Raw genomic sequence first — 18,479 nt, 5'->3', positions numbered from 1 at the left:
AGGGCTTCTTCGCCAAGCTGACCAACCGCCGTCTCAAACGCGGCGTCTTCCACTCGCTCATCGACCTCCAGGCGGCCATCAACCGCTTCCTTGCCGAGCACAATGAAAGCCCAAAGCCATTCGTCTGGACCGCAGACCCAGATAAGATCATCGCCGCCGTCAGGCGCGGGCATCAAGTGTTAGATTCCTGCCACTAGCGCGCGATCCCGTCCAGTAGCCGTGCCCCTCGCCGCCATCTAGAGCATCATCGAGCGCATTCGTGACCAGAAGCGAAGGATCGATGTTGCGCAGATGCAGCCTGTCGTACGCCTGGCCGGGAAGCGGCTCGACGTTGTCCAGCAGCCGGCCGACAAGTTCATACAGCGCCAGCCATTGGTACTTCTTTCCGATCCGCTCGATACGGTGGCTCCCGCGTTCCGAGCGCACCGATCGATCGAAGTCGCCATGTAGAGCCTCAGACCACCCCAGATCGTGGGCCCGCTTGATGACCCATCGGCGCGCCCAGCCCAGATTGAGTTCCGCAGCGCCCTTGCCGGCGATACGCTGGTACATTCCGTCGGCACGCCAGTATTCCGCCTTTTCGCGCCATTCCTCGAACTCGTCCGATCCGACCGCCGCCCTGAATGCGGCCTTTACCGCGCGAACACTGTCGCGTCCCGGGCCAAAGGCGGCCGATTGTCCTTCCCGCTCGATCACTGCCATCATGGCATCGTGGGCCTGGATCATGGGCGGTGTCGCCCGGGCGGTGAAGTCACGAAACCACGCATTTCGCATGTCGTTTGCGGTCGGCAGGGGCGAGGTTCCTAACGTCGACATGCTCCAGTCACGAACCGCAGAATCGAGGACATACCGGCCGAAATCGCCGTCCTTGCACGACTCCACGATCTCGTCCGGGAAGCGTCCCGCATCCCCATATGCGCGCATGTAACCGTCGATGACATCGTCGGATACGTGCTCGATCGGCCATGCGCTGCGGTGCGGCCCGGCTGCCTTGGCGATTGCACCGTGATCGAGCGCGCCGCACCGGGTCGCGACGGCGACGAGGCCAACGGCATGATCGCGCAGCAGGGCATTAGCCGGGGGATCGCCTCGCACGAAGAGGTCGTCGTAGACTGCGGCGGCAACCCCGGCGAGATCCGTCGTCGTCCAGCGCCCCTGCAAAGCTGCACCGAGCAGTGCGGCAAGCATCCGCTCCACGACATAGAGGTCGTCGAGCGTTCTGAAATCGCTCCACAGCCGCGCCGCGAGTGCAGGGCGATCGGCGAGCAACATCACGAGCGCCTTCGTCGCCCGGTCCCGCAACGGCCTGCGCGTCGTCGTGAAGAACCATGCAAGTTGCCGCCCGGCGAGCTCTGCCCGTGTCTCGCCGATGCGGGCCTGATCCGCGTTCCAGACCCATTCGACGAGCGACATCGCTCTTTGCGATTCCACAAGGTGGATGGACCACAAGGCATCGCGTTCGGGCATCGCCAGCGCGCGCAGCTCGGCGTCGAGCGCGAGGACATTGAAATCATGCCCCGGCTCGCTCGAAAGGGCGATCAGCGTCTCCAGACGCAGTTCGTCACTGCCCTGCTCGCAAACCAGCTCCCAGGTTCGCGCGGAGAACGCGCTGGCGCGGCGGGTCAGCAGGCTTTGCTCGAACGCCGGCTCGATCAGGAAATGATAGGGAAGCGCGTCGTGATCGGGAAGCTCGACGCCCAGCTTTTCAGGAAGCTGTATCGCGAGCGCTTCCAGCAGGCCCGGCACGATGCGCGATGTCTCATCGTTCAACGCATTCGACAGAGCGGTCGCGCGTCCGGTCTGGGCGGCGTTCGTCGCGCCGCAGGCACCGGGTCCGCCCTCGTCTTTCAGAAGCCAGGCAGCGACTGCGTGGTCGCCATGCCGCTCGAAGGTGAAGCGGACGATATGAGCGGAACCGGGTTGTGAATAGCGGTCGCTTTCGACCAGCAGGAGCCCCTCGTTTTCAAGCTGGAAGAGCAGATCTCGCGACGTACGGTCATCATCGTGGATTTCGCGTATGAGCTGGTCGGCACGATCGAATCCGATCTCGCCGCGGCCGGTTGCAGCCATCTCGCTGGCCAGAGCCGCGATCGCCTTGCCCACCAGGTTGCGTCTCGGGGCCGCCTCGAGGCTTGCCTCCACACGCCTCGTGACCCCTTTCTCGAACAGCTGGAGGATGTCCGATATGCCTCCCAGTTCGCGCGGCACCAGAGCAGCGCCCTCGAGCCCCAGCGCGTCGCAGGTCAGCCGCAGGAACAGCGGATTTGTGAGCTCATCGAGCTGGCGCGGCGTTTCGGGCACGCTGATGCCGCGGCGCGCCAGATAGAAAACGACCTCCTCGTCGTTGAAGCCTTCGTGGAGGACGCGCGGCAGCCTGCTTTCCCCCAGAACGTCGGGTACGACGATCTCCTCGTAAGTCGTCCGGCAGGACAGCACCACCGTGATCCAGGGGAAATCGGCGATGTTCCGGAGAAACCCGGCAAGACGTTCGGGCCAGATGGCCTGGCCGTTCTTTTCGTTCAGTGCATCGATCGCCACCAGGCAGCGCACGCCGTCAGCCTCGCCGGCGGCATTGAGCGCTCCGAGGAATTGCCTGACGCGCAGGTCACGCGGCAGGTCGAGGTCGCGCAGGATCTCGCCCCACGGTTCGGCATCGGGAAGCTTGCCGCCCAGGACCATGAGAGCGGGACGGCCGGCGGCGATCTGGTGTTCGCAGGCATCGGCGAGCAGATGGGATTTGCCGGTCCCCGCATCGCCGACCACCAGCATCGAGCGTTGGTCGAGAAACCGCCAGTGCACGGACCGGATGACACCGGCGGTAGCACGAAGGCTCGAGACCAGCCTTGAGACCGCAGCATCCGGGGCAGAAATACTGTGGGTGGAACGACGCGCCCTAAGCCTGCGGTTCCAGGCAATCGCCAGATCGAGAGCCCGGTCCACTGCCTCGACGACCTGATCGCGCGGGAACGGCTCGGGGCGCTCAACCGAGAGCCGGGTCAGCACGGCTGTAACCGCGACCGCGGCAGCGTGCGCGCCGCCGCTGTCGCCTACGCTGTCATTTGCGCTGCTATCAGCAACAGCCCCTGCAATTCCTCCATCGCCCGCCCCTCCGCCATCCGCGCCAGTCGTCGCGGCTTCGACTGTGCCCTGCCCCGTGGACGTTCCAGCGGCGCCGGGTGTGGGTTCGGCGGCCTGTGAATTATCGGAGCCGGAATATTCGGGGTCAGGATCGGCGAGCGCAGGGGCGGGATCGGCCCGCCAGACGGAAGCTGCGAGATGGACCTGGATGGTCCGGGCCAGAGAGGCAAGCGTCTCGAATATCGACGGGTCGCGCAGTGAGGCGAGGATCGTCTGCCGGATAGGTATGTCGATATGGGATTGCGGGCTGTAGCGCTCGCCCAGACTGTCGGCGGTGCGATCGAACGCAGCGCGGAACCACTCCTGGGTGAGCAGTTCCTTATCGAACCAGAATGCGATGCGGCCGCCGGCCCGCGGATGGCTGCTTGTCAGTCGCGATTTCAGTGCATGGGCATCCCATCGCTCAATCTCGATAGCGCGATGCCCCTGGGCGGCCAGCGCGATGCGCTTCTCCTTCCACGCATCCCATTTTGAGAGAGCGGTCTTCACCTCAGAGCGCCGCGAGTCCGCGAGATCAAAGGGCATGCACGCAATGAAGCGGCGCATCCCGGGGTGTTTCTCGAGCGCTTGGGTCAGCGATCCGTCGAGCGAGGCAAGCATGCTATCGAAGTTGCTGTAGAACTTGACCTGCCATCCGATCTCCGAGCCATCGTCAAGGGTCGCGAAGCACTCGATGCCGCCGTCTCCTCCGGGGCCCTTTCGATCGAACCGGGCGCGCGCTCCGACATCCTCGTCATTCGCCAGTTGGCAGCACAGCTCCTCAAACGCATTGGCCTGAGTGCCGTTATGCAGCCGGATCTTTGAGAAATCGATGTCGGGAAGTGGCATGGTACCGTCCGGGCCTGAAAATCTGGTCGTAAAGACAGCCCTTTTTGGGAAACTCTTCGTCTGATTACAATGTCATGGCTCACTTTTTCCTGACGGGTACAGTGGTGGATGGCGGACATAGCCCTCCTGTCGCTGCCGCCGCTTCCTGAACCTTGCCGACGAAAGATGGGGATGCCGTCCTGCGGCCTCGGTGCGGCGCCCGGTCGGCCATGATAGAGGTGGGCCGTGAGCGTGTCCCAAGACCCTGCCCAGACCCGTGCGAGCGACCTCGCTGCGTTTACGCTGCAGGCGGGCGACGGCTCGGCGGGAAGGGGAACCAGTCCTGCGGCCAGCGGGCCGGCGGGGACCTGTTTCGAGGCTCGGGTCGGGGCCCATTACCTCCTGGCCATGATATCGGGCGCAGAGGCGCGCGGGGTGCCCGACGCGATCATCGAGCGCGTTGGTTTCCAGCGGGCTGCAAGCGGGTTCCCGCTGGATGACGTGATCGTTCACGGCCGCCTCGCCACCGGTGAAGCGCTGACCCTTGAAATCCAGGTCAAACGCACTGTCACCTTCGCGCCTGGCGACACGGTCTTTGCTGAGGTGGCAGCACAGATCGCTCGCGCCGTCGCCGGCGGTGCGCTGGACGAGCCCGCCCATGGCTTCGCGGTTGCGATCGCGCGTCGCTCGTTCAAGATCGAGGGCCCCTACCAGGATGTCCTGACCTGGGCACGGCAGCTTACGCGCCGTGAGCTGTTCGCGCGCATCGATGCACCGGGGGAAGGCAACGTGGATGCGCGCAGGTTCATCGCAACGTTCCGCGATCGCCTCACCTCTGCCGGCCTCGGACTCGACGATGACACTCTCTGGCATATCCTGCGCCGGTTCCAGATCCTGCCCTTCGATTTTGGCAACGAGGGCTCGGCCGACAGGGTTCTGGGCGTCGAACGCGCCGCACGCACGTTGGCCGCCGGCTCGCCGGGCGGCTTGTGTGAATGGCTCGGCACCATAGCCCTGGAGAGCGCCGCGAACGGTGGCGGGGACATTGCGCTGCACGATGCGCGTCGGCGCATCTCGATCGAGGGCCGGTTCGAACTCGAGGGCCTTGCGGACCTGCGGCCGGCGGGTGCGAGGCTTGCCGAGATGACCCGCCATGCGCTTGAGGACATCGGCCACCAGATCGCCGGGATCTCGCTCCCGCGCGCGGCACCCATGGAGGCGATCCACGCGGCCCGCGACCAGGGACGCTACATCGAGATCCGCGGCGGCGCGGGCGTCGGCAAGTCGGCGCTCCTGCGCCAGATCGCCGAGCAGTCCATGCGCGAGAGCCGGATCATCCTGCTGAGCCCCAATCGTACACCTGGCCCGGGCTGGGCGGCGTTACGCAGCCAGTTGCAGGTGCCGGGAACCGCACGCGAGTTCCTGCTCGATCTTGCGTCTTGCGGCGGAGCCCTACTTCTCGTCGACAATCTCGACTTCTTCACCAGCGAACCCGCGCGTGCGACCGTCGTCGATCTGATACGCGAGGCCGCCGCAATCCCGGGATTCGCGGTAATCGTGACCGGCCGTCCCGAATTCGGGATCGATGAGCCCAGCTGGGTTCCTTTCGAGGCCAGGGCCCTGCTGGGCCCGGCCGCGCCGGTGATGGTCGGCGATCTGGAGGACGCCGAAATCGAGGCGCTCGCACGCCAGGCCCCTTTCCTGCGCGGTTTGCTGTCCCCGACCCATCCTGCCGCCGCGATCGTGCGCAATCCCTATCGCCTGGCCCGCCTTGCCGCACTCGAAAACGGGGCGCGGCCGGATCATATCGACCGCTTCCGTTCCGAGATCGACATGGCGGACGACTGGTGGCGCAGCGGTGATGGCCCGCCGACCGGACGGCGCCAGCGCCGGCGTATCCTTGCCGCGCTGGGCGAGGCTGCGCTTGCGGGACGCAGCACGATCGACGCTTCCAGTCACGACAGCGGCGCGATCGAAGCGCTGATCGCGCGGGAAACCGTTATCGAGTTCGGCATCGACAGGCTGGGTTTCCGACACGACGTCCTGCGCGAATGGGCGAGCGCTGCGCTGCTCCACGAAAGACAGGATCTTTCCGGCCTTCCCCTGAATGCACCGGTTCCGCCGTCTCTCGCGCGTACCGTCGATCTTGTCGCGCGCTTCTCGCTGGAGCGCTCGCAGGAGGCGGCGCCATGGGCGCAGATGCTCGTGGCTCTCGGCGCGCCCGGGATGGACCCGTCCTGGCGGCGGCCTGCCCTGCTCGCAATCGTGCGCTCCGAGCTTGGCGCCGGTATGCTGGCCAGGGAAAATCGGCTCCTCCTTGTAGATGACGGGGTCCTGCTGCGCGAACTCATCCGCACTACGCTCGCAGCCGAGAGCCAGTCGGGCGATGCCATTCTGGAGAGCCTGGGGATCGATGTCGCAAGCTATCCACGCTCGCATATCATCCCACGCAATGCGAGCTGGACCTCGCTCGTGCTCTTCGTGCTTGCGCTTGGCGATGCGCTTCCTGCAGCAGCGCTGGGCGATGTGCTTCTGCTCTTCGAACGCTTCACCCTCGCAACGTTGGGAGCGGATCGGCACACGCCGCGCATTACCACACTGCTGTATAGATGGCTGCTCGCGGTCGAGACGCGAACGCGCGCGCAAGGCATCGACGAAGCCGCGACCCAGCTCGGCTGGGCAGAGCTGGCGGGGCACGAGACCGACATAAGGCGCATCTTCGTTGCCTTTGCCAACTCTGTCCCCGCTCTCGCACGCGAATATCTTGAACATGTCGCGGCAAATCCCGGCAGGCGTGAGACCATCCGCTCGCTTCTCACCTACCGCGGCCAACTCGCCCGCGCCGCGCCGACCGAGCTGGCCGCGCTCACGCTAGAGGCGCTGACGGTACCAGCGGGCAGATCGGGCCGCCGCCGGGAGGCGCACACCATATCCTCGATGGACACCCTGTTCCTGCCAGCCTCGCCCGCACAGGGCCCTTTTCTCGAGCTCCTGATACTCGCGCCGGCAACCGGGCTCGCACTCGTCCGCGATCTTGCCGCACGCATCACGCAACGCCTCTCGGACGGGCGGGGCCCGGGCGCGAACGGCATCTGGCTGACCTTCGAGGACCATTCTCGCTTCTTCCCCTGGGTCCAGGCCTACACGCAGGGCCGTCCACTCAGCGATCCCTATTCGCTCGCCAGCGCGCTCATGGCTCTTGAAGCCTGGGGTCACCAGCGGATTGAGCGCGGTGAGCCGGTCCGGGCCGTTGTGCGCGACGTGCTCGGGCCGGCGGGAACGTCCACTGCATTCCTTCTTGTCGCGGTCGACCTGATCCTGTCGCACTGGCCTGCCTCGCGCGAGGCTGCCGTACCCTTTCTCGCCAGCCCGGAACTCGTTTGCCTCGATCGCCACCGTGCGGTTCATGATGCCCTGAATCGTTCCGGCGCGGGCGGGGCTGCGGCGCTCGGCCTTGGGGGTTTCGCCACGCCCGAACCCGCGGGTCTGGCAAGCCTTGCTGATCTTGGCGCACGTGTTTCGCGGCAGTGCTCGCTCGAGACCATGCTCGGGCATTTCGCCCTTGGTGAGGCCGACGAGGCCTACCGATCGCTACGGGCGTTGCAGGACGCGGCGATTGCAAGGCTCGGCCCACCCCTCCCCGAGGACGATTTCGGTGCCCCGGCGCTGATGGCGCTGCACGGGCTCAACTGCACCGACCCGGCAAACTACCGCCGGGTAAACAGCGGCTTTCAGTTCGAAGCCCCCGCCGGGGAGGCAGCGATCGCAAAGCGCCTGGCCGAGGCCGGTTCCGCTCGGCTGCAACGCCAGGCCATCGAACAGGCTCTGTCGCTCGCACTCGATGACCCGACCTCCTCCGGACCAGACCTTGCAGTGCATGCAGTCGAATATGGCAGGGCGCACATCGATTGTCTGGGCGCCGGCGGGGACGGCGACGCCTGGATGCAGGGTCAGACCGTGTTGAGTGCAGCGCTGGTCGTGGCCCGCGATGCCGGCCCCGAACTGCTCCTCGAGCACGGTGTGTGGCTTCGCGAGGTCTTCGCCCGGGCGACCTCTCTTCGCGAGGACCCTGTTCACCGCGTTCGCAGCGGGATTCGCTTCAATCCGTCGGCGATCGCTGTTGCCGGCACCGCCTATCTATGGCTGCGGCAGGGCGAGGCGCGCGATCGCGACACTCTGATCAGGACGGCCGCGTCTGGCAATCCGGCAGCCTCCCGCGGGTTTTCCCTAGTCGCCACCGCGCTTGCTGGCGTGGATCCGCGCTTGCCGGTGGCATTGCTACGCTGCGGTCTTGGTGCCTCCATCATTGAACACCGCGCCTACCTCGCAGATGAGGTCGCGCAAACGGCCGCGAGGGAAAGCGCGAACCGGCGGGGGCGAACCTCCAGCGACGCGGAAATCGCCTGGCTCGACGGCAAGGACCCGGCCCCCTCCTGGCCAGAATTCCCGCAACCTGCGCGACACGCACGGGAGGGCATTTCCCTCGCCCGCGTACCGGCGCCGAGAAAGCGTGTTCCACCGCCACAAACCCGCCTCGATGACCAGGCCGCGGCGTTGTGGCTGGGGGCACTGGCTCCTGCTCTGCTGGGGGAACCACGCGCCTCAAGCCTCGGATCCTTCGTCCTCGCTTATGCGGCATGGAGTGCCGATGCGAATGGCCTTGGTCTCGATCCCTCCGCCGAACTGTCGAACGCACCCGGCGACTGGAATGGGCAATTCTACAGGCTCGCCGCGCATGCCCTTGGAGTGATCGGACCCGCGGCCTCGGCCAGGATCGTCACCCAGGTGACAGAACTCCCGGACCGTTCGTTTTACGATGTAGCGAGCATTCTCTTGCGTGACGCCGACGATGCCTGGCTTAATCGAAAAGTGCTTTCCATAAGTGATGCACTGGCCCTGCGAGAGGCAATGGTCACCCGGCTTGTCGGGAGTTCCGGCTGGCGCTGGGCCGAGGCGCGCACATCATTTTCCGTCGAACATCACATGGGCGGGCTAGTGGCCACCCTCCTCATGAATGACCTGAATTTCGGGAGAGCAGGCACGACATATCTGCGCGAGGCGGGGGTTGCCAACGCCACGCCGATCTTCGAGGCCATGCGACCGCTCTTCGGCAAAGGGCCGGCCCATCACATCGCAATCTACACGACCAACGTCCTCGAGGTAGCCCCGATCTGCGAGCACGTCCCGATCCTGATCGACCTTCTCGAATGCACACTCGCGCGCCTGGGCACGGACAGCCAGTTGTGGCTGGACTATGGGCTTGGCGAGAGGGCTGCCCGGCTGCTTGATACCCATATTGCACTCGATCCCGGGGTCGCGAAGGAACCGGCGATCCCCCGCATCCTGGACGCACTGGTGCGGGCGGGCGTCAGCGAGGCCGCCGCTCTCGAGGCGCGCCTCTCAAGACCCTGAGAAGCGACCCGGCCACCACCCGTCAACACGAACGGCACTGGTCATGGGAGGATTGAGGCCGGGAGAATGAAACCTGACAATGTCACTGCGCAATGGATAGCCAAGGGATCCAACGCGCAGAGGAGTTCAGAAGGCATTGCGAGCGAGCACTTTGTGATATGCAGCCCATCATGCGGCTTTGGCCTCAAGGAGTGGTTTGTCCGTGCCCGATCCCAACGACTGTGCTCCCGAATTCGCGGCGTTTATCGAGTTCACCTGCCCCATCTGCAAGGCACCGGAAAAGAACACGATACCCGTGCCAGCACCGGCAGTGGACGAGGAGACGGACACCGCAGTTGTGCAAGAGTACCGGCATGTCTATTTCTGCGGCAACTGCCTCCACTCCCATTCCATGCTGGTGCGCAACCTCAACCAGCGCATATCCGTGCAACTGGTCGAAGCTCCCGATTCTGAGGTGAAAGCTGGCAAGGCCTTCTGGACAGGAGAGTTCGAAGATGCCGGCGATGCGCAATGGAGACTGCCGGAAGATGCCGCCTACGACAGTTTCGATGCGACGCTCGCCGATGTACGCGAGGTCCTGGAATCTCCGCACGCCGAGTTCTTTCAGGACACGTTGTCCCGCATGGCGTTCATCCAGATATTCGCTGCCCTGGAGGCGTATCTCTCCGACACCCTGCTCAGCCGGGCAGTGAGGGATTCTTCAGTGCTGACGCGGCTTCTGGCCGGAGTGACGGAACTCAAGGGCATCAAGGTCTCGCTGGCGGACATTCATGCCGACCCTGACATCGTCAGGAAGACCGTCGCCCGGACGATCACTGCAATCAGCTTCCATAACCTCATGAAGGTGGATGGGATCTACAACGTCGGGTTCGGCTTCAGTATTTTCGAGGACCCGACAATAATGCCCTCCATGCTCGCCATGGTGCCGCTGCGCCATGACTGTGTGCATCGCAATGGCCGCTCGGAAGACGGAACGGTGCGCGAGGTCGTGAACTTCGGGCTGGTTAGGCGAGCGCTGCAACTCTTCGAGATCATGGTCCGCCATATCGAAAGCGAGCTGAACGGGGTCGACTACCTGACGGACGACGAGCGCACCCGTCCGCCGACCTGGTCGTTCCGCAGGGGATCTGGCGATGACGATTGAGCGCAGTAGTAACGCGGGAGTGGAAAGGGGCAATACAGAACCGCATTCATGTCATCGCGGCAGGGCACACTTGAGCGAAGAGGTGTTGCCGCTGGCATAGGCGAGTTCGACAAGATCGCCGGCCTCGAAAACGCTATGCTGTCCTGACAACCGTTCGCGTTCGCGGCGATAGGCCCTTTCGAGGACCTGCGGATCCCAGGACCGTGCGGCGACTACCGCGGCATAAGTGATCGTCGCCGGTGCGATGCTGATCTGCCGACTGCTATCGCCGGTTTCGTCGCGCACGATGGGCCAGCGGGCGACCACGGCGTAGACCTTGTCCGCGATCCGCGTCGTCGCGTAAGCCAGCATAAGGTCATACTTCTCATCGGGCCCCGGCTCGATCTCGAAGTCGAGACGCAGTAAACAGACGCCGCCAAAGGCCATGAGGACCTTGAGCTCGGGGAAGGCAGAGCGCATGGTCGCAATGGACAGGACCGGCATCGGCGCGCCTGCATGGCGCACCAGAGCGGCAAGCGCATCCAGCTGATGCGCGAACCAGACCCAGGCGATTTCCGCTTCGGCATTGCCGCTACAGATAATGCCAAGTTCCTTGCGTTCCTCGCCCAGATCGATCTCCACCATCACCTGCGCCCCGCGCGCGGCGGCACGCAGATGGGCGAACATGGACATGTCTTCCAGATCGTAGGGTTTGGCGTGGTCCAGCCTCGCCTCTGCCTCCAGGCCGCCTTTCTGCCTTACGACCAGATCGAAACCCCCGCTGGTGATACGCCAGGCGCGGCGGCGGCCGTCGAAAGCCGAAACAAGCGTGCCTGGCCGGGATATCCTCCTCCCGCTCGGGAATTCCAAGTGCAGGCCGATCGACTTGGTCGGCCCGGACAGATCGATGGTCCCCCTGGTCAGGTCGACCTCCGGGCGCGGCGCATCGATGCCGAAGCGTTGCGGTACATACGTGAAACGGCTGACCTGCAAGGCTGTGAAAAATTGGAGACGCCAACGTACGAAGCCGAGTTCCTTCCGACAGATCCGCAATCAGGCGGTTTTCGGTCTTCTCCCAAAACTCCGCGACATCGGTCAGATCTTCATGGTTCACCACCACAAGCAAATCAAAATCAGCGGTGGTCTTCTTGAATGCAGGCACGCTAGCCAAGTTCGACCGCATGGGCGTCGATGCCGGGTATGCACCTGACGACCACCGCTACCTTCGCATCGGTTTTCGCCTCGACCCGGACCCGAACGCGGTCATGGGCACTCCCTTCACTGAGGAGGTCGTCGCCGATTACGGTGAACGCTGGTGCGATGAACTGCAGGTTTTCCACAACCCTCGCGCTAAGTTCCAACTGCCGCTGGAGGCATTCCAAGGGGCGACGCAGCACACTTTCGAGGATGGCCAGCTCGTCTCGTATTCAGTCGGAACCCCGGTACTGAGCTCGCAGACGATGATCATGCGTTTGACCGGCGACGAGGAGCTTAAGGAGGCAACAGTACAATAACCGGCAGCAGGCCATCCACGGCTAGGCAGTCGTATCTCTGCCCTTAGGTAATCTTGCCTCGAGGGGGGGCTGCCACCGCGATTTTGCGATATGGATCAGATACAGATCAGCCATTTGCTTTGCCGTGCGCAGGTTCTCCAGCGAAGAGCCGTCTTTTTGCCTCGCTTTTAGTGAATCGAACACCATGTTGCGATGCTCATGTTCCGGCATGAAGGGTTTAAACGCCTGATGCAACGTAGGCTCGAATGTGTCTGGCTTGCCGTCCCAGCTCCCGAAGCTGTGCAACGCGCCCGCAAGCGCGCTCACGAAAGCGCTGCTGGCCAGCTCATCCAGCGAATAGTAGACATCAGACTTGGCTATGAATGCCAGCCCGTCGAAATAGGGCCTGAAGACGGGTTCCGCTTCATCTCCCGATAAGGATACATAGGCCAACATGCACTCCACGGCATGCTGCATATGGAGTTCTTCCAATGCGACCGCACGGCCTGTTCCCCAGAAGCTTCCGGCCTGCCCGAACTGAAGTTTCGACTTCGGGTTCTCGAAATCCTTGAACTGGCGGAACAACTCTGTCTCGAAGCCGGGCGGTTGGAACCAGAAGTAACCGATGCTGCCCATATTCAGGCAGGCCAGCACCAGCTTTGCCAGCGACACGGCTTTTCCATGGACCTGATCGACTGCGACCGCATCAGGCAGGTGATATCCATGAGGAACTGGTCCTTCTTGCCCGTCCATAGCAGCTTCACGATATCGATACGGTCATTCCAGTAGTTCAGGATTTTGGGTCGGAGCGAGTGCGACGGCGTGTAAATGGCGGACTGGGCCTGCCAGCGCGGCCCGGCATTTTCAACTGAGGGTGCCGCCCGGTTCAATTCTAGCGACAGCAGCGCCGCCGATTCAGCCTCAATGCGTTCAAATTCGCCTCTCGCCCACATCACCCATGCTCTGGTGTCGCCGGACAATTCCTCATCTTTTGTCAGAAACGACTTGCTGAAGAGGCGCTTGGCCGCCTCCGGATCGTCGACGGCTGCCAGATACCATTCAAGGACCTCGTCCGTTTCGCCGGTCGGCGTGCCATGCGCTTTCTCCAGTTCCAGACGGGAACGCGCAAGACCAAGAACGGACTCCGCGTCCTCGACCGTCACATTATCACGCGGCGGCAGATCAGCCATGTCTGCATCGGGATCGACATAAAGTGATGCCAGCCGTCGCGCATGGACGCTCTCGGCAAACTTCCGTGCTTCCTCAAAATCGGCAGGATCGATTTGCCGCATTGGCGACCAGACAGCCCATTGAAGTTTCCGCTTATGGCTGGAGAGCCATTTATCCATCCAGTCGCTATCGCGGCTGTCGCCAACAACAGCGCGCGCCGCAATCATTGTGCCTTTGCCGATTTCCTCAAGCGCCAGAAGGCTCAGGTGATAGGACAGATGGGGATGAGCGTTACCCTCAAGCAGCTTCGCGGCGGCCTCCACCAGTTCTGCCGCATGGGCAAGGCATGTCTCTCGACCGTGGATCATAACGCTCCTCTGTCTCAGTCATCCAACCAAATAAAGCGATAGAGGCAAGTCGCAGTTTGCTCTAGATTGTCGATCATCCACAAGCATTTATGGCACGCAGGTAGCTATGCTTCAGATCGTCACCGGCAAGTATTTTCGTCCCGTGGAGCTATACGAGACGCTGCACCGCCGGACGCTTTATACGAACTACCGCATTTTTCGGGACACCGTATGGACACTCCCCGTCGGTAGCCTCCGGTTCTCAACTTCAAGTGGCGGCCCTGCAAACTTGGTCACCCAACCCCGTCAACAAGGCGCACACAATTCTCACCTCGTTGGCCCGGGACCAGGAAGAGGTCACCTGCATATCATACCCCGGGCCAAGCGACCCCCTCGACGCGAAACGGTGTTCGATACATACCGTGTCAATTCCCGCTTGCCTCCTTGCCCCTTCCATGTGCAAATGGACCTGCTCCCGTGAAAGCCGGGAGCGGGGCGTGGAAACCTCAATCCTGTCGAAACTCGGTCGGTTTTACGGCCGGGTGGCATGTGCGTATGTCCAACCGGCAACGGTAAAGGCGCATGCGCCTGACCGACAGGCAGGTTTCCAACATCCGGCTTCGGCCGTCGCCCCGAGTGGACATAGGTGCGACGGATGGGGACTCGACGACAATCAGGTGTGAGTAGAATGCCGGCAGGCGGGTTAGCGCGTTGCGCTCCGCTTTCACCGTGCTTTGATGGTACGCGCCATGGTGGCTACCATGGCCAATGACATCCACGCCGGCAACGACACCACGGATCGGATCGATCGCGCGACGACCGACGAATTCGCGTGCTTCTACCGCGAGGAACGTCGGTGGCTGGTCCGCTATTTCCATCGTAACTCAGTTTGCCGCGCAGAAGCGGATGAACTCGCGCAGGAAACCTTTCTCCGCTTCCTCAGGAGCGGCACCGCGACGATCCTCCGAACGCCGCAAGCCTATTTGCGTCGCATCGCGATCAACCTGCTGCGAGACCATGCGGATCTATCCTCAAACCGTGTAAGCACGCTCAAGAGTCCGCTCTCCGAGGCAGCCGAGCTTCCCACTCCTTTCGATCCGCTTCGTGTCCTTGAGGCGCGAACCGACGTCGCCGCAATCGCAAACATACTTGAGATGCTCGATCCGCTCGATCGGGAAATGTTTTTGCTCAACCGCGTGGAGGGCTATAGTTTTCGCGAGATCGGACGAACGAAGGGGCTCAGCGAATGGGCCGTCAAACGTAGGGTCTTCAAGACGCTGGACCATCTGATGGAGTGCATGGAAGGCCGATGACCCAGACTGATCCCCCGCTTACCATCAAGCAGCAGGCCCGGCGCTGGGTGCTGGAAAGTCAGGAAAGCCCGGCATTGCACGCCGCGGCGATGCGCTGGTGTGCCCAGGACCCGGAGCACCGCCGGGAATTCGACATCGTGGAAGCCGCACTGGCAGGCACGATTGACCCCGCAGCCAGAACCGTACGCGCGCGGCAGAAGCATCGACGTGCCAAACTGCTGAGCAGGGTTGCGATCGCGGCCTCTGTAGCGGCCATCCTCCTTTTCGGGGCGCACATCGTTTCGGGACAGAACCTGCGCCGACATGCGGATGCTGAGCAGCTTGCCTCGTCTGAGCCCCAGAGCGGCGAAGGTTCGCTCGTTCTCACCACAAGGACAGGCGAGGTTCGGAATGTCACACTGACAGACGGATCGATCGTGACGCTCGATTCCGATAGTCGGCTGACGGTCTCGTTCCGCAGTGACCGTCGCGATATCGCGCTCGATCACGGCCGTGCCATTTTCTCCGTTGCCCATGATCGCTCCCGTCCATTTATCGTTACGACGGAAGAAGGCACCACCACTGCACTCGGTACCCGGTTCAGTGTCGAACGACGGAGCCGCTGCCAGATGGACGTTGTTCTGTACACGGGCCATGTCGCCGTCACGCCGCCGTGCAGTGGGACAAAAAAGGGCCCTGCCGGGACAACGCGCTATCTTAATCCCGGGCAGCGAATCCGCTATTCTGCGGCCGTCCTGCAAAGCGGGACTGCGACAGTAGAGCCGGCACCGGTCAATGACGAGCAATGGATCACAGGCGTGAAAAGCTATGACAATGAAACCATTGGCGCCATCCTTGCAGAGGTTAACCTCTATTCGAACGTCAAGCTGATCGCAGCTTCGCCCGATGTCGCCGAGATGCGCGTCAGCGCGGAACTGCACATCCGTAATCCGCAGAGCGTCGCCAAGCATCTTTCCCGCGCTCTGGGACTGACGCTGGAGTCTCGAGGAGCAGAACGCATAATTCTCAAGAAATGACGTCGGCGCCGCTCGCTGCGAAATTTCTCCCGTCTAGCTCCACATGGCCGCCATTGGGTGCGCCATCTGGACATTGGGGGATAGAATGCGAGCGCTTCGTTGCAGCTTTCTTGTAGGTGTCGGTTCTTGCGCGTTGGCAACTGGCGTGCCCGTGATGGCTCAAGCCGATCGGGCGGTGGCTTTAGACCTGCCCGCTCAATCCTTGACGGAGACGCTGCGAGCAATTGCTCGCCAGAGCGGCCTTGAATTTTCGGCACCGGCCGATCCGCTACAGGACAAACTCGCCAAGCCACTGAAAGGGCGCTTCCTACCGGCCGATGCCGCGAAGCGAGTGCTGCACGGCACGCGGCTGACGGCAGAGGTGATCGACGGAGCGCTCATCATACGCGCCATCGGCAGCCCGGCGTTGGCGGGAAACGACGATGAAATCGTCGTCACGGGAACGCATATCAAGTCGCAGGACAGTGCGTCGCCGACCATCAGGCTGCAGGCATCGGACATCCGTGCGGCTGGGCAGGTCGATCTCGGCGAGGCGATACGTGCCCTGCCGCAGAACTTCAGCGGTGGGCAGAACCCCGGTGTATCGCCCGGCGCCAATGGCATCGCCAATCAGAACATGGATGCGAGTTCGATGCCGAACCTGCGCGGCCTGGGCGGAGACGCGACGCTGGTACTGCTGAACGGACATCGCTTGTCATACGGGTCATTCGTCCAGGCCGTCGATATAAGCGCGGTGCCGCTGGCGGGGGTCGAGAGGATCGATGTCGTCGCCGATGGCGCATCGGCGATCTACGGCTCGGACGCGGTCGGCGGGGTGATAAACGTCGTTCTCAAGCGGGATTACGACGGCGCAAATCTGACCACCACGGTGGGCGGAGCGACCGATGGCGGCGATTTCACGAAGCAGTTTTCCGGCGTCGCAGGCAAAACCTGGGCGAGCGGCGGCGTGACACTGGCCTACAGCCATCAGGCCAACAGCGCCATTTACTCGGATGATCGCGAGTATACGGCAGACATGCCCAATGGCGGGACGCTCTATCCCCGCGTCAACCAGGACAGCATCGTCGCCAGCGCGCATCAGGCTATTTCCTCGACGGCGGAGTTTTCCATCGACGCCGCATACAGCAACCGGCAATCCTTCATGTCGCAGGTCACTGACTACGGCGTGGCCTATCAGAACCGGCCCGATGTGACCTCCTATTCCGCGACCCCGTCTGTTCGTATCGACCTCGGGGCCGGATGGGATGCCCATGCCTCGGTCACATACGGCAAAAGCAAGCTGAACTACGATCAGACCACGCTCTTAAATGACGATGTCGCCTCCCGGTCTACCGGCTACTACAAAAACGAGGTCGTCAACCCGGAAGGGTATGTCGCCGGAGCTATCACCGGTTTCGGTCCTCACGCTGTCGATGTCGTAGTAGGCGCAGGCTATCGGTATAATAGCTACGACTATTCGCCCTCGTCCGCCCAATTTCGGTATGGCGGCTCGATCGACAGCTATTACGGGTTCTCGGAATTCAGGATGCCGGTCCTTCTGCCGGTGGACGCATCCCCATGGGGCGAACGATTGATCCTGAGTGCAGCGCTGCGGTACGAACACTATCCTCACATGGCTTCCGTTGCGGTGCCCAAGCTTGGGCTGATTTATGGCCCTTCCCCCGATTTCAGCGTCAAGCTCAGTTGGGGCAAGTCGTTCAAGGCACCCACGCTCGACCAGCGCTACCAATACCGCAGCGCCTACCTCGATCCGACCAGCTATATGGGAGGCGAGCGCTTCCCGGCGGGATCGACTGTGCTTACGGACTACGGCGGCAATAGCGACCTCAAGCCGGAACGTGCCGACACATGGTCAGCGACGATAGACATTCACCCTCGCGTGATCGACCAACTTCACGCTTCCATCGGCTATTTCCACATCGGATACCGCGACCGCATAATCCAGCCGGTCTCCGGTGCCGCTATGTTCACGGCACTCAGCGATCCGGCGTACGATCCGGTTGTCAATTACTCGCCCACCCTCGCCGACATCGAAGACGTACTGTCCAATGCCCTGCATTTCTACAACTTCGCGGGCGAGTACGATCCTTCCAAGATCGTTGCCATCATCAATAGTCGATATACGAACGCAGCGCACCAAACGATCGAGGGTGTAGATCTCGCCGTCGATTACCGACTGCCTGTCAACGGGACGTCGTCGGTGACGTTTGCAGCAAGTGGCGCCTGGCTTTGGTCCAACCAGAACTTCACCGGGGATTCTGCGAAGATCGCGCTTGCAGGCACAGTCTTCAATCCGCCGCGCTTCCGGGCGCGGGGAAGCGTGGCCTGGTCTGACCGGAGACTGACCGTCGGCGCCTACGTCAGCCATCAATCCGGGCTTTCCGACAACAGGCAGGATCCGGCGGCATGGGTCGCGGCGCTGACCACCGTCGACCTGTCGGCGGGATACAAGATACCGCAAGGACAAGGCCCACTGAGCGGGCTTGGATTTCAGGTCAATGTTCAGAACGCCTTCGACAGGCATCCGCCATACGCGGCACCGAGCGGCGGCTACAGCTATTACGTCAACTACGATTCGACCAATGCCTCACCGGTCGGACGCTTCGTCAGCTTGACGATTTCCAAGGACTGGTAAGACTCTGCAGCGGCGAGCGCCGCTG

General features: G+C 62.8%; 10 protein-coding genes and 1 pseudogene. 7 read left to right on the top strand and 4 right to left on the bottom strand.

All coding sequences use genetic code 11. The features are described from left to right. Positions 1-197, top strand: a pseudogene (locus tag LH128_RS31685) (IS630 family transposase); the annotation flags it as partial. Here the strand turns inward: LH128_RS31685 and LH128_RS00475 are convergent. Next, on the bottom strand, positions 160-3,966 hold the full coding sequence (locus LH128_RS00475) for a hypothetical protein (protein WP_008827595.1): 3,807 nt from the start codon (positions 3,964-3,966) through the stop codon (positions 160-162). The pseudogene LH128_RS31685 and the gene LH128_RS00475 overlap by 38 nt on opposite strands. Positions 3,967-4,191: 225 nt before the next feature. Between LH128_RS00475 and LH128_RS31080 the strand changes: the two genes are divergently transcribed. After that, complete coding sequence (locus LH128_RS31080) at positions 4,192-9,357, top strand: hypothetical protein (RefSeq protein ID WP_327195005.1); 5,166 nt, start codon at positions 4,192-4,194, stop codon at positions 9,355-9,357. A gap of 202 nt (positions 9,358-9,559) precedes the next feature. Continuing rightward, positions 9,560-10,501, top strand: a complete 942-nt coding sequence (locus LH128_RS31075; protein ID WP_008827593.1) for a hypothetical protein — start codon at positions 9,560-9,562, stop codon at positions 10,499-10,501. A 51-nt stretch (positions 10,502-10,552) separates the two neighbouring features. Here the strand turns inward: LH128_RS31075 and LH128_RS00460 are convergent, their stop codons facing one another. Next, a complete protein-coding gene (locus LH128_RS00460) occupies positions 10,553-11,473 on the bottom strand; it encodes a hypothetical protein (protein WP_037516786.1) in 921 nt (306 codons plus the stop codon). A 188-nt stretch (positions 11,474-11,661) separates the two neighbouring features. On the opposite strand from LH128_RS00460, the gene LH128_RS00455 reads away from it, so the two are divergent. Then, the gene (locus LH128_RS00455; RefSeq protein ID WP_172704852.1) at positions 11,662-11,994 is read left to right on the top strand and encodes a hypothetical protein; all 333 of its coding nucleotides are present in this window, start codon (positions 11,662-11,664) and stop codon (positions 11,992-11,994) included. 21 nt (positions 11,995-12,015) lie between these two features. Here LH128_RS00455 and LH128_RS00450 read toward each other — a convergent pair whose 3' ends face one another. Together LH128_RS00450 and LH128_RS00445 are read right to left on the bottom strand one after the other, a co-directional pair. Further along, entirely contained in the window at positions 12,016-12,645 is a 630-nt protein-coding gene (locus LH128_RS00450; RefSeq protein ID WP_008827590.1) for a hypothetical protein, read from the bottom strand. Continuing rightward, positions 12,612-13,511 carry an AbiV family abortive infection protein gene (locus LH128_RS00445; protein ID WP_008827589.1) on the bottom strand — a complete coding sequence of 300 codons (900 nt, stop codon included), beginning with the start codon at positions 13,509-13,511 and terminating at the stop codon, positions 12,612-12,614. Before LH128_RS00445 ends, LH128_RS00450 begins: the two co-directional genes overlap by 34 nt. Positions 13,512-14,251: 740 nt before the next feature. On the opposite strand from LH128_RS00445, the gene LH128_RS00440 reads away from it, so the two are divergent. The 3 genes from LH128_RS00440 to LH128_RS00430 all read left to right on the top strand — a co-directional run bounded on the left by LH128_RS00440 (position 14,252) and on the right by LH128_RS00430 (position 18,454). Then, positions 14,252-14,803 (top strand): RNA polymerase sigma factor, encoded by a 552-nt coding sequence (locus LH128_RS00440; protein ID WP_008827588.1) that lies wholly within the window; start codon positions 14,252-14,254, stop codon positions 14,801-14,803. Further along, positions 14,800-15,819 (top strand): FecR family protein, encoded by a 1,020-nt coding sequence (locus LH128_RS00435; protein WP_008827587.1) that lies wholly within the window; start codon positions 14,800-14,802, stop codon positions 15,817-15,819. The genes LH128_RS00440 and LH128_RS00435 overlap by 4 nt, the downstream gene beginning before the upstream one ends. Positions 15,820-15,973: 154 nt before the next feature. Further along, on the top strand, positions 15,974-18,454 hold the full coding sequence (locus LH128_RS00430; RefSeq protein WP_327195004.1) for a TonB-dependent receptor plug domain-containing protein: 2,481 nt from the start codon (positions 15,974-15,976) through the stop codon (positions 18,452-18,454). Positions 18,455-18,479 lie beyond the last annotated feature (25 nt).

The organism is Sphingomonas sp. LH128 (assembly GCF_000293195.2).
GTDB classification, from domain to species: Bacteria; Pseudomonadota; Alphaproteobacteria; order Sphingomonadales; family Sphingomonadaceae; genus Novosphingobium; species Novosphingobium resinovorum_A.
The sequence above is the reverse complement of the archived record's forward strand: the minus strand, read 5'-3'. Positions and strand labels throughout refer to the sequence as shown.